Source organism: Lysinibacillus sp. NPDC092081 (assembly GCF_044755845.1).
GTDB lineage: Bacteria > Bacillota > Bacilli > Bacillales_A > Planococcaceae > Lysinibacillus.
Map to the genome: position 1 here is coordinate 867824 of NZ_JBIVRU010000001.1, position 13212 is coordinate 881035.

Below are 13212 nucleotides of genomic sequence, written 5' to 3' on the forward strand. Positions count from 1 at the left end.
ATTTATTTCGCTAATTGATAAATAATACCTATTATTAGCCACATTGTTACTAAAGATGTTCCTCCATAGCTGATAAAAGGTAATGTGACCCCTGTTACAGGAACTAAGCCAATTACTACTGCTATATTTAGAAATGCTTGTACGGCCAGCATTGTTACAAGTCCAATGATCGCGTAATAAGATGTTCTTGTTTTAGCCCGCACTGCAAATTTATAGCCTGCATAAATCGCCAGTACGAAAAGTGCTAAAATAACAAGTCCACCAAACAAGCCAACCTCTTCAAGAATTATTGCGTAAATAAAGTCATTTTGTGGTTCAGGTAAATATAAAAACTTTTGCCTACTTTGTCCAAAACCATGCCCGAAAATCCCAGCAGGACCTATAGCCATTAACGATTGTACAGCCTGGAACCCACTTCCTAAAGGATCGACCCACGGATCAACAAATGCCTGAATCCGCTTTAGTCGGTATGGCGCTGTGACGATCAAGCCTGCTAACCCAGCAATCCCCGCAACCATAAACATCGCATAAAGCTTTAAAGGATACCCTGCCACAAAAAACAATAAAAACACAGAAACAACGAGTATAAAAACTGAACCAAAATCAGGCTGTAGCATAATAAGTACAACTGGCAATAATAAGATCAATCCATGCCGCCAATTAATAATCGAAGTACCCGTTTTATGCTGCGCTAAAATATGGCTCATGTATACAATGACTGTAATTTTCGTTATCTCTGCTGGCTGAATTGTTAAAGGACCTACACCAATCCAACTTTGAGAACCATTTCGTACAAGTCCAATTCCTGGTATAAGTACAAGGACTAGTAAAATTAACGAAAATATATAGGCCATTTTCCAAAAGGACTGCTCTTTCAAAATATTTAATCGAATAGTGATTAAAAACACTACAATGGCTACGGCAAAGTATAGACTTTGCTTCATATAAAACGGCATTTTCCCACTATAATGAACGGCACTCCAATAGGTACCTGCAGAATAGACGAAAATAATGCCGATTATAGAAAGCATCAATGTTGTGACGAGCAATAAATAGCTTTCTTTTCCTCTCAGTAATGCCATCCTTCCAAGTCAAGTATATTCTAAAATAATTACAGGCTCATTACAGCTTCATTACAGCATCAATAAAAACATCGCCTCGTATTTCAAAGCTGTCATATTGATCCCAGCTTGCACATGCTGGAGATAATAGAATAACATCGCCTTCTGCTGACATCGGCGCCGCATAATGTACTGCATCCTCAACATTTTGGGCAATGACAGTTTGTTGTACACCACATGACTTCGCAAATTCTACAAAGCGTAGTCCTGTTTCTCCAAAGGCAACAACACCCTTTACATGGCCCATGCATGGACGTAATTCTTCAAACGAATGTCCTCGATCTAAGCCACCTGCAAGTAAAATAACAGGTGCTTGGAATGCATCTAAAGCACTTTTTGTAGCTAAGCAGTTTGTTGCTTTTGAGTCATTGTAAATCTTACGTCCGTTCCATTCACGCACGAACTGAGTACGGTGACGAACTCCTCCAAATTTCGCTAAAACTTCTTCCATTTTAGCTTTGTCACAGCCGACTAAAATACAAGCTGCGACAGCTGCTAAAATATTTTCTAAGTTATGCTTACCAGGCAAAGCGATATTTGCTCGATCTAGATACGGCTCACCTTGCCAGTAAATTGTTGTGTCATCCGCACTAATTCCTTCATTCGTACGTCCCTTAGAACTAAATGGTACCTTTTTAGCATTTGATTTTGTTGCATAGCCAACAACAATCGGCTGATCAGCATTATAGATAAAATAATCGCTTTCATCTTGATTACGTGTAACACCAAATTTTGCCTCTACATAGTTGTCAAATGTCCCATGATAATCAAGATGCGCATCATAAAGATTTGTTAATATAGAAATTTTTGGCTTAAATGTTTTAATTCCCATTAATTGGAAAGAAGATAACTCTGTAACAATTACATTATCCTTTTGTGCTTCTCTTGCAACACCACATGCAACTGTTCCTATATTCCCTGCAATTAACGGTTTTAAACTTCCGTTGTTCAGCATGTCGAAAATTAATGTAGTCGTAGTTGTTTTACCGTTTGACCCTGTAATACCGATAAATGACGCTTCACTAATTAAATAGGCTAGCTCAATTTCTGTCCAAACGGGGATTCCACGGCTTATTGCATCTGCTACTATTTTGTTGCTATAAGGAATCCCTGGATTTTTCACCACTAATTCAAAGCCTTCATCGAGTAAATCCTCTGGGTGTCGCCCACAAATAACCGTAATTCCCTTTTGCAATAGACCTTGCGCATCTGGGCTTTCGTCAAATGGTTTTGAATCATTGACCGTCACAAATGCGCCAAGCTCATGTAAAATTTCAGCTGCAGCCACACCACTTTTAGCTAGGCCTAAAACAAGGACTTTTTTATGTTGTAAATCTGTAAAGTTTCTCATAAGAACGCCTCCGATAAAACTGCAATCAATGCTACTGCTAAAGCAGTTGACCAAAAGACAAGTACTACCTTCCATTCTGACCAACCTGATAATTCAAAATGATGATGAATAGGACTCATTTTAAAAATACGTTTTTTACGAAGTTTGAAGCTACCTACCTGTAAAATAACGGATAATGTTTCAATAACAAACACCAATCCAATTAATAACAGTAGGAATTCCGCTTTTACTAAAACAGAGACCATGGCTAAAGCGCCACCTAATGCTAACGAGCCCGTATCTCCCATAAATACCTTTGCAGGATTCGCATTGAAAAGTAAAAATCCTAATAATGCACCTGTCACCGCAAATGCAAATAAGGCAATATCAGCTTGATCTTGGAATAGAGCAATAACACCAAATGCTGCAAAGGCAATGGATGCAGTACCCGCCACAAGCCCATCTAATCCATCTGTTAAATTCACTGCATTCGAGAAGCCAACTAACCAGAAAATTAAAAAGGCTACATAGAAATTACCAAGTTCGATCGTCCAATCTGTAAATGGTATAGCAAGTGTTGTATCAAAAGATCCTACATGTAGTAAGAAATAAGCCAAGACCGCAATAACAATTTGACCGATAAGCTTTTGAAGTGATGTTAGTCCTAAATTACGTTTAAAAACAACCTTTAAGCTATCATCTAACAAGCCGATTAACCCAAACCCTACTAATACTAATAACAGTACGACAGTTTGTGTTGTAAATAAATCTAAAAAGCTACCTACACCAACAGTAGTGAGGATAATGGCAAGTAAGAAAATAATGCCGCCCATTGTTGGTGTACCAGCTTTTTTCATATGGGATTTTGGTCCCTCTTCACGAATACTTTGACCGAACTTTAATCGGCGAAGAAGTGGAATACTAATTGGTGCCAGGATAACTGTTACTATAAAAGCAAGAGCTAAAATGGTAAGCGTTGTTGCGAGTTTCATTGAAAAATCTCCTTTAAATCTTGTTTCACTTTCTTCTTAAAGAAAAAAGTACAAACTTTCATGTATTTATTACTACCCTTCATAATAATAGTGGTTCTTTCCCATTTTTTAAAGGTAAAGTTAAATTAGTTTTCTAAATAAAGATGAATGGTGCCATCTTGTTTGATAACACTATCCACTTCAGGCAGTTGATTGCCAATTTTAGTTCCTTCTCCATGCCATACAATACGGAATGGATATTGTTGCTTGGCAATATCGTCCTTCGTTTGACCAATAAAACTTGGTACCTTCACCGTGATTGGGTCACCCCAACGATAATCCTTTTCAAGCTGTTCCTTCGATTTTTCAATGCCAACAAAAGGCGCAACATCTTCAATAATTTGACCAACGATTGGAGCTGCTATCACACCGCCAAACTGCGTTCCCTTTTTCGGGTTATCTACTGCTACATAAACGACAATTTGCGGATTATCCGCAGGTGCGAAACCAATAAACGATACGATATATTCGCCGTCTTTATAACGGCCATTCTCTACCTTTTGTGCTGTACCTGTTTTGCCGCCAATCCGTAATCCATCTCGGTAAGCTTGACGTCCTGAGCCCTTCGCTACAACAGATTCTAATGCACCTCGAACCTTTGCAGACGTCTCCTCACGAATAACTTGTTTTTTAACTTCCGGTTTAGTCTCTTCTATAACTTCTCCAGTATTAGGATTAAAAATTTTCTTCACAACATATGGCGTATAAAGCTTGCCCCCATTTATTGCTGCGGCTACTGCTTGCACTTGCTGAATTGGTGTAACGGCAACACCTTGGCCAAATGAAGTTGTGGCCTGCTCAACAGGTCCAAAAGAATCCTTAGAAAATAAAATCCCTGAAGCTTCGCCAGCGATATTAGACCCTGTTTTTTTACCAAAACCAAAATCTTTAATATACTGTAGTAGTTTTTCATTACCTATTCGCTGACCTAATTCAATAAAGCCTGGGTTACAAGAATTTTCTACAACTTCAAGGAAGGTTTCAGAGCCATGGCCCTCACGCTTCCAACAACGTAATCTTGCTCCAGCAACCATCGAATAGCCTGGATCATAAAAAGTATCCTTCTCTAAATCCACTACATTTTCTTCTAAAGCAGCACTAAGAGTTATAATTTTGAACGTTGACCCGGGCTCATATGTCATCCAAACTGGTAAATTCCGATCGTAGATAGCAGGCTCTACCGTTTGATATGCTGCTGGATTGAAGGTTGGATATGAGGCTAACGATAAGATCTCGCCAGTGTTTGGATTCATGGCAATCGCCATTGCTTGGTCAGCATCATAACGCTCCATTGCCTGTGACAATTCACGCTCGACGACCTGTTGTACATCTACATCTATCGATAGCTCGATTGTTGCGCCATCTTCACCAGCCTTCCAGGCGCTCTTTACGTTTGGTAAATTATTCCCTTTCGCATCTGTAAAGATCCGTATTGCCGAAGAATTAGCCTGTAACAACTTATCGTATTCATATTCAATTCCCGCTAAACCTTGAGCATCATAACCTGTGAAACCTAAAAAACGAGATAATAGGGTACCGTATGGATAATCCCTTGAATAATCGACACCGCTATATAATCCCTCAATCTGCATACCTTGCAACTCCACTGCTTTTTCATAGGGAATATTTTTTCCCTCAGGTGCTAGCTTTACTAAGTATGCTTTTTTCTTCATTTTTTCCAAAAGCTTTTGTTCATCTACTCCCAAAACTTGTGCAATTTTCGCTGCCGCCCCTTCAATATCCTTACTTTGCGAAGGCATGAAATATAAAGTTGGCGCAAGCTTATTTGTGACAATATTTTTCCCCTTACGGTCAGTAATGTGCCCGCGCTCATTGGCAAAAGGAATTTCTCGATCCCAATTCTCTTCGGCTTTCTTTGTCAGTTCTTTTTGATCTAATACTTGCAAGAAGACAAGCCTAACAATAATCGCAACGGCTACAAACATAAACAATACGTATAAAATACGCAATCGCTTTTTGGAATGGATAGAAATCCACTTCATTCGACATCACACCTTGTTTTTTACAACGTATGAAATAAAGTGGGCTTCTATTCAGGTTTATTCAGTTGTTTCACCCTCGGATGGAGTCTCTACATCTTTCTTAAAGCTTTCAGCTGGCGTTTTCAGCTTCACGACAATCGGTGAACTATCTGAAATTACGGTACCTGCCGAGACGCTCTGACTAGCTACAAAGCCCTCTCCAACAACTTCAATTTCTAAATTTGCCATTGTCTTAAAAGCAAGTACGTTACGTAACGACCAATTGGTGAAGTCTGGCAGTGTTACATCACCTGCGGTTTTTAAAAACACAAAATTACCTTTAACAAGTTTTTGAGGACCTTTTGGATATTGGTCAATAATTTTACCGCCACCACCAACAATCACTGGCTGTAGACCATCGTTCGCAAGCTCTACTTGTATAGCCTCAGCATTTTGACCTGTATAATCTTGTATTTTTGTATCGTCAACATGCTTTACATCTTCAGGATTAACATTTAAATACTTTAAACTATTTAACATAACTGGTTTAAATATTTTTGACACTGGTACAGAACCGGTTTTTGTCTTTGGTCTTTTTACTGAGACATACATGATGAGCTGCGGATTATCTACAGGAGCCATTCCTAGGAATGAATAAAGATACTCGTTTGCAAAATAATCACCATTTCCAAGTGGAATTTGAGCAGTACCTGTTTTCCCTGCAACTACATATTCATCAAGGGCAAAGTCCGTCGCTGTTCCTAACTCAGCTGTTAACGTAGATGCAAGAATTTCTTTTACTTGCTTGGCCGTGTCGGCAGAAACTGGTTTCCCCTTAACAATCGGCTCATGCTTTTTAATCGTTTTTCCTGTCGAAGGATCAACGATACGATCTATTACATACGGTTGCATCATTTTCCCTTCATTCGCAATCGCTGTCATTGCTTGAATTAACTGAATTGGCGTTACCGTAGAACCTTGACCGAACGCTGTTGTCACTCGTTCTATTGGATATGTCGATAAAAGCTTTCCTGAAGCTTCATTCGGTAAATCAATACCTGTTTTTTTACCAAATCCAAATCGATCTAAATAATCAAAAAATACATCTTCACCAATAAGCTTTAATAAATATGCCATCGAAGTATTAGATGAACGTTGGAAGCCTTGTAAATAAGTAATCTTACCCCAACCAACTTTATTGTAATCTTTAATTACACGATCAAGGACTCTGTATTGACCTGACATATATTTTGCATTTGGTTGCCACGCCCCTGTATCAATAGCCGAAGCGAGCGTGAACGTTTTCATCGTCGAACCTGGTTCTATGGTCTCTTCAATAGCCTCGTTCAGCCATTTCATATTATCGCCTTCACGTGTATCCGGATTAAACGTAGGTCGCTGAGTCATCGCTAAAATTTTACCTGTTTTCGGATCCGCCACAATAGCTGTCATCGCTTCAGGGTTATATTCCTTTTCAACCGATGTCATTGCTTCCTCTAAAAAGCTTTGAATTGTTTTATCCAATGTTAAATAAATGTCATCACCATTTTTCGCAGGTGTCACCATTTTTTCACTATTCGGTAATAAATAATGGAAAGCATCCGTCTCATATTCAACCTTACCGTCTTTTCCAGTTAAGTCTTTGTTATAGGTAAGCTCAAGGCCCATTTTCCCTTTTGTCGTGAATGTACCATCTTTATTATCCTCTTTTAGTGCGAAACCAACTAAGTGTGAGGCAAATATACCATTTGGATAATAACGTTTTAAATCATTGATAAATAAAATCCCGGGTAATTTCTCCGCTTTGATTTTACTCATAGTGTCATGACTTAATCCACGTCCCGCACTTCCAAATTCAACTTGATAAGGCTTTTCGCCCTTATCATTTACTCTAGTAAGTTGTTTATAGATTTTTTCTTCGTCCATAGCAGGAATATATTCATGTAATATTTTCGCAGTTTTTTCTGGATCTACTACATGTCGAGGGTTTTCTGCATCCGTCGTAGCCTTTTCATTGACGATTGCGATTAGTCGATAACTAAGTGTATCCTCAGCGATGACTTGCCCATTTGCATCGTAAATTTTCCCACGGCTTGCTGATATTGCACTTTCTTTGCTATATTTTGCAGCTGCCCTTGCCGCAAGCTCTTGTCCTTCCACTTCACCCGTCGCCTGTAACATAAACATTCTTGAGAACAATAGAAAAAAGAGCCCTCCATAAAAAATTAATAATAGAAAGGCTCCCCATTGGAATCGAAATCTCTTTTTTTTCATTCTCCCGGCACTACCTTTACATTTTTCTCATTTTGAGTTAAACCGAGTTCTTTAGCTTTTTTCCATATGTTTTCGTATGTAGAAAGTTCACTTACACGAACTGTCAAGTCAACATTCTTTTTTGTAATCTCTTCTGCTTCAGTTTCGATTTTTTGAATGTCCATGCTTGTCGTTTGAATTGCTGCTTGCTTATTCAAAACTAGTACCGATAATACAGCAACAATGCTAACTAAAACTAGTAGCATTGTTTTTTCAAACTTCTGGTTCGTTTTTTTACGACGTATGATAGTGGGTTGTGGACTAGGGGGTGTTATCGGTTGTTGCACTTGTTGTTGCTGGTGCTGCCTTACACGAACTGCTGCCATTTACTCACGCCCTTTGTCGTTAATTTTCTCTACCACTCTAAGCTTTGCCGAACGAGCACGATTGTTTACTGCTAATTCTTCATCAGAAGGAACAATTGGTTTTCTCGTAATAAGCTTTAAAGTCGGCTTCATGTCATCAGGAATCACTGGTAAATTTGGTGGTAATTCCGGTAATGATGACGCTTCCTTAAAGATAGTCTTGCATAGGCGGTCCTCCAATGAATGGAACGTAATGACACTAACGCGTCCACCTACGTTTATCATATCAATCGCATCGACTAATGAATCCTCTGCCGCGCCTAGCTCATCATTAACAGCAATTCGTATTGCTTGGAATATGCGCTTCGCTGGATGTCCACCTTTACGGCGAGCCGCTGCTGGAATACCCTCTTTAATAAGTTCTACAAGTTGGCTAGTTGTTTCGATTGGTGCCACCTTACGTGCCTCTTCGATTTTACGAGCAACTTGCTTTGAAAATTTCTCTTCTCCATAGCGGAAAAATATACGTACTAAATCTTCATATGCCCATTCATTCACGACATGAAATGCTGTAAGCGTTGCCGTTTGATCCATGCGCATATCTAGAGGTGCATCATGGTGATAACTAAAACCTCGTTCTGGTGTATCTAGCTGTGGCGAAGATACGCCTAAATCATATAAAACACCATCAACTTGCTCAATACCAAGCGCTAATAGCTCTTCTTTTAAATAGCGGAAATTCGAATGAACAAATGTCACACGCTCAATATATGGCGCCAATCGAATTTTTGCATTGTTAATTGCTGTCATATCTTGATCAAAGCAAATTAAACGCCCTTTTTCAGATAATTGTTGTACTAAATATTCACTGTGTCCTGCTCCACCTAACGTACAGTCCACATACACACCATCAGGATCGATGTTCAACCCATCAACTGTTTCTTTTAATAGCACGGTTGTATGATCGAACATACCACTCGCTCCCTCCAGGCCTTAAAAAAATTAAAAATCAAAGCCAATCATATTTTCTGCAATTTCATTAAAGGATTGTTCCGACTCACTAAAGTAAGCCTCCCAAGCATCTTTCGCCCATATTTCAATTCGATTCGAAACTCCTAACACGATACATTCTTTCACAAGATGTGCATATTGCATAAGAGTTGAAGGAATATTAATACGCCCCTGCTTGTCTATTTCTACTTCCGTTGCTCCAGAAAAGAAAAACCTTGCAAAAGCACGTGTATCCTTTTTGGTCATCGGTAAGCCCTTTAATTTTTCTTCGAGTTTTCGCCATTCATCCATAGGATAGCCAAATAAACAATTATCAAGTCCGCGTGTCACAACAAATGTTTCACCTAAGGCGTCACGAAATTTTGCGGGCACGATTAATCGTCCTTTCGCATCAACAGAGTGTTGATATTCTCCCATGAACATGCTACTCACCCCACTTTATTAAATAATGTACCACATCCCCCCACTTTCCTCCACTTTTTTTAAAAAAAACTTGACATTTTAACACTCAATGTGTGAATAGACCTTTAACAAGTTATTGAACCCATGCTAAATGACATAAAAAAAGAGCTACCCTTAGTAGGATAGCTCTCTATTTACTATTTATATCGACATTGTTCATCAAATCTATATTGTATTAAATTGTTAATTAGGTATAAAGTTACAAACATTGGAATTATAAATAAATTAAATAGTGGTGATTGCCAATGCTATAATTTTGTTTCAGCATTTCAGTCATTAACATAGGTCCAAACTCATTGAAATATTGATAAGGATTATAAGTTCTTTCTTGGAATCCTTCATTTGGATATAACTCATTTTGTAGCGTCATAAATTTTCGAATTGTCGTTTCATGCTTGTTAAGAACAGTTTGTTCAACCTTTTGCTGTAAATACTCAAATTGCTTTAGATGATTCTCTTTATTTTTTACAAGAATTTTATCTAGCAATAAATGCTGCTCTTCTAAATAAAGTTGAAGTGCATCATATTTTCCTAAAAGCTCTCGTTGCATCGTCTGAATTTGACGTGTCGCCTCAGTATCTTGTACTTCAGCAATAAACTGTTCTTTAAGCTGCAACGCTTTCCCATCCCAAACGTCAGCAACATTTAAACGATATTCACGTAAAAGTTGTTCTACGTGACGTGTGACAATCGTGATATGAAGACGCGGAGCAAAAATCGGCATTTGTAAGCCTAATACCGCAAATGCATCCTTCAATGTCGCCCAGTACGCAAGCTCCCCTGGTCCACCAACAAATGCTAGCACAGGCAATGTCATTTCCTGCATTAACGGACGCGTCACAACGTTATTACTTAACTGCTCAGGGTGTTTTTCAGCAATTCTTAAAACTTCTTCACGAGATAGCTTGATATTTGCAGCTAGATTGACAAATTGCTGATTTTTTCTTTCTAAAAGATGTCGCTCCCCATCTTCCACATAGAATAAATTGGCCGCTTCATTTGTTGCCAAAATAGGATTGCCATAGCCTGCAAGTTCAAGCTCCACTTCTTTTTCTGTTACCACTTTAGCAATTTCTTCATTTTTATGAATGATACGGGTAAAATTCTCTCGCTCATATTGACGGAAATTAAAGTCCGCTGCATCAATCATCAATAAACCTTCATCTTTAAACAATTGGTTCATAAGTTGCGCAAAGAAGTCCGTAAATGTGTCACACTTATTAAGCGTATCCGATAATTGTTTAATAAGCGTTTCAGTGAATTCTGTTTCACCCATATCTTTCGCAATAGTATTGATTAATTGTGTCATTGATTCTTTATTTATACTTGTTTCAGAAGCCATTGTTTTACGTCTTGAACGTTCACCGTAAGCTCGTTTTTTAATATCTTCACCACGTACTGTATACGTATGGTTAATTTCCTCTAAATCATGATCTTCACCAGCTATCCAAAAAACAGGAACAACCGGTCGCTGAAGTTTTACACTTTGCTCTTTCGCTAATGCAATGACCGAAATCGCCTTATGCACCGAGTAAAGAGGGCCTGTTAAGATACCAGCTTGTTGTCCGCCGACAACTGCAACAGCTCCTTGCTCTAGTTGTTGCAAATGTTCATTCGCTTTCTTAGATATTCCGAGTGGTTCCATAAATTGACGTATGATGGCTGTTAATTCTTTTTGATCATACACATGCTGCTCTAAATATTGCACTCGTTTTTCAAAAGATTTATCGTTATATTCGTATTCAAAAAACTCATGGATGGCAGTATTCGGTGACCAATAATCTGCTAGCAAACGATTTTTTATGGGTACTTGGATTGACTCCAGTTTCATTTAACACAAACTCCTCTACTCACTAAATCATCTTCTTACTCTTCATCAGCAAACTTGAAATAAAATAAATCCCTTTACTGTTACCGTTAGAACGTTTATTCAAAATGACATCCCTAACAAGTTTCGGAAAAACATAATACGATTTTTGTTAGATACTCAAACGTTGTCGTACATTGGAATTTTATTTATTTTTTTGCACATATAGAGTTATTACTAAAAATCAATATTTAATGCTATTATTTTAACGCTTATGGCTTCAACATGAAAAGAAAATGCTTAGACTGCCTGTAAATATTCTATAACAGATCGAATAACACCTACTATACAAATAACAATATACGCCGTACTTAGTACTAAAAATTGAAAACGCCAAATTTTCCTTAGTAGCGATTTCACTTCAATTTCTTTTTTTGTTTGCCAATCAATATATGTAAAAATCATTGCCATCATTATCGCCATCGTTACTAATAGCGCACTAACATTGACATTCCATAGTACACCAATTGCTAGTGGTACTGAAAAAAACAAACACAATGTTGTCACGTCCGATGCCATTCCAAAAGCATGAGTGCCTCGAATTTTAACCTTTCGACTAATTAAATAGACAATCACAAAAAGGAGGATTGGACAAAAAATAATGATACTTATAACAATATGTAAAAAATCTTTCAACGTCTTTCACCGCTCTCCTCTATCGCAAGTACTTGGTGATATAAAGTACGTAAAGTAGGCAAATTATGACCATTCGCTAGAGCTTTTTCTAGTATTACTCCTACAATCGTGTCAATTTCACTTTTTCTCCCCTGTATCCGATCCGCTAGCATTGATGATGTATTATTTGCTGTTTTTTCACATAAGTCTATCACCTTGAAAAAAGGGATAGCTTGTTCTATACCTTCAAAAGCATCCGTTAATTCTTGATAGATAGTTTGCATTAACAAAAACGCTTGTTTATTCGTTACTAATTCTCCATTCTTCACTTGCAATATAGCCGTTAATGGATTAATCAAGCAGTTAAATACAGCTTTCTCAAATAACATTTGTTCAGCATTAGCAACCAATTCAACTGGATATAAGGAATTTCTTAATTGTAACAAATCATTAAACGCATCACTATTCCCTCGCTCTATCGCAATTTTGCAAACTCCTACACCTCTATGTTGCACAGTTGACTGATTTATCATTTGAGCACCGAGTGACACAGAACAAAAGGCAATATTTTTTTGTGGCAAACGTAGTGCTTCATCAAAATGCGCTAAACCATTTTGCATAAACAACAACGATACTGTACTAGGTAACGCAGATAGTTGTTCGTAAAGTTCTTGTAATTGACCGTATTTAACAGCAATTACAATTAAATCTTGCTGTGGCAGCTCCACTAATTTAGTAGTTGAAGCAATTTTTTGTACAGTTTTCGTTCCATCAACATTCACTCGTGTTAAATATTTCTCATTAAGTTCATCTACTTGCCCCTGCCTTCTTGCAACCAACGTTACAGACATACCAGATTCAGATAAAAAACTTGCCGTTAACTGACCTACAGCCCCTGCACCAATAATAGCTACATCCACAATACATCACACCTCCCACATTTACAATGGACGATCTAACTTAAGAGAACGCCCTCCTAAACAGTCCTATCGCAATTACATCATAGCCGGCTTCGCGCATCATTTATACGACCCTTTTGCCCTTCTCTACAGAAGGAGGTGCCTTAGAAATCGTTCTAAGGCACCTCTTATGCAGGTTATTTTATTATACAGGATTGACTAAGCGTTTACGATAATAATCGGGCTTCTACGGGCAGTTAATCTCACACCTAACGC

Annotated in this window: 11 protein-coding genes; all 11 read right to left on the reverse strand. The window is 38.1% G+C overall.

The window, feature by feature from the left end; translation table 11 throughout:
* Nucleotides 1-2: 2 nt before the first annotated feature.
* Nucleotides 3-1082, reverse strand: coding sequence for an FtsW/RodA/SpoVE family cell cycle protein (locus tag ACIQLB_RS04365; RefSeq protein WP_400721370.1), 1080 nt, complete (start codon nt 1080-1082; stop codon nt 3-5).
* Between the two features lie 40 nt (nt 1083-1122).
* On the reverse strand, nt 1123-2472 hold the full coding sequence (gene murD / locus ACIQLB_RS04370) for a UDP-N-acetylmuramoyl-L-alanine--D-glutamate ligase (RefSeq protein ID WP_400721372.1): 1350 nt from the start codon (nt 2470-2472) through the stop codon (nt 1123-1125).
* A complete protein-coding gene (gene mraY, locus ACIQLB_RS04375) occupies nt 2469-3443 on the reverse strand; it encodes a phospho-N-acetylmuramoyl-pentapeptide-transferase (RefSeq protein WP_400721376.1) in 975 nt (324 codons plus the stop codon). The genes murD and mraY overlap by 4 nt, the downstream gene beginning before the upstream one ends.
* Before the next feature lie 125 nt (nt 3444-3568).
* Nucleotides 3569-5485, reverse strand: a complete 1917-nt coding sequence (locus ACIQLB_RS04380; protein ID WP_400721379.1) for a stage V sporulation protein D — start codon at nt 5483-5485, stop codon at nt 3569-3571.
* Between the two features lie 57 nt (nt 5486-5542).
* Complete coding sequence (locus tag ACIQLB_RS04385; RefSeq protein WP_400721382.1) at nt 5543-7738, reverse strand: penicillin-binding protein; 2196 nt, start codon at nt 7736-7738, stop codon at nt 5543-5545.
* Nucleotides 7735-8103: a cell division protein FtsL gene (gene ftsL, locus ACIQLB_RS04390; protein WP_400721385.1), complete on the reverse strand. Its 369-nt coding sequence runs from the start codon at nt 8101-8103 to the stop codon at nt 7735-7737. The genes ACIQLB_RS04385 and ftsL overlap by 4 nt, the downstream gene beginning before the upstream one ends.
* Nucleotides 8104-9054 (reverse strand): 16S rRNA (cytosine(1402)-N(4))-methyltransferase RsmH, encoded by a 951-nt coding sequence (gene rsmH / locus ACIQLB_RS04395; RefSeq protein ID WP_400721388.1) that lies wholly within the window; start codon nt 9052-9054, stop codon nt 8104-8106. It abuts the gene before it with no gap.
* A 30-nt stretch (nt 9055-9084) separates the two neighbouring features.
* Complete coding sequence (gene mraZ / locus ACIQLB_RS04400) at nt 9085-9516, reverse strand: division/cell wall cluster transcriptional repressor MraZ (protein ID WP_053483400.1); 432 nt, start codon at nt 9514-9516, stop codon at nt 9085-9087.
* Nucleotides 9517-9769: 253 nt separating this feature from the next.
* Entirely contained in the window at nt 9770-11386 is a 1617-nt protein-coding gene (gene bshC / locus ACIQLB_RS04405) for a bacillithiol biosynthesis cysteine-adding enzyme BshC (protein ID WP_400721392.1), read from the reverse strand.
* A gap of 276 nt (nt 11387-11662) precedes the next feature.
* Nucleotides 11663-12058, reverse strand: a complete 396-nt coding sequence (locus ACIQLB_RS04410; RefSeq protein WP_400721395.1) for a DUF3397 domain-containing protein — start codon at nt 12056-12058, stop codon at nt 11663-11665.
* A complete protein-coding gene (locus ACIQLB_RS04415; RefSeq protein ID WP_400721398.1) occupies nt 12055-12957 on the reverse strand; it encodes a ketopantoate reductase family protein in 903 nt (300 codons plus the stop codon). The genes ACIQLB_RS04410 and ACIQLB_RS04415 overlap by 4 nt, the downstream gene beginning before the upstream one ends.
* Nucleotides 12958-13212 lie beyond the last annotated feature (255 nt).

Coding starts and splice junctions, on each gene's coding strand:
- ACIQLB_RS04380 (WP_400721379.1), bottom strand. CDS start 5,485: ATGAAGTGGATTTCTATCCATTCCAAAAAGCGATTGCGTATTTTATAC.
- ACIQLB_RS04385 (WP_400721382.1), bottom strand. CDS start 7,738: ATGAAAAAAAAGAGATTTCGATTCCAATGGGGAGCCTTTCTATTATTA.
- ftsL (WP_400721385.1), bottom strand. CDS start 8,103: ATGGCAGCAGTTCGTGTAAGGCAGCACCAGCAACAACAAGTGCAACAA.
- rsmH (WP_400721388.1), bottom strand. CDS start 9,054: ATGTTCGATCATACAACCGTGCTATTAAAAGAAACAGTTGATGGGTTG.
- ACIQLB_RS04365 (WP_400721370.1), bottom strand. CDS start 1,082: ATGGCATTACTGAGAGGAAAAGAAAGCTATTTATTGCTCGTCACAACA.
- mraY (WP_400721376.1), bottom strand. CDS start 3,443: ATGAAACTCGCAACAACGCTTACCATTTTAGCTCTTGCTTTTATAGTA.
- mraZ (WP_053483400.1), bottom strand. CDS start 9,516: ATGTTCATGGGAGAATATCAACACTCTGTTGATGCGAAAGGACGATTA.
- murD (WP_400721372.1), bottom strand. CDS start 2,472: ATGAGAAACTTTACAGATTTACAACATAAAAAAGTCCTTGTTTTAGGC.
- bshC (WP_400721392.1), bottom strand. CDS start 11,386: ATGAAACTGGAGTCAATCCAAGTACCCATAAAAAATCGTTTGCTAGCA.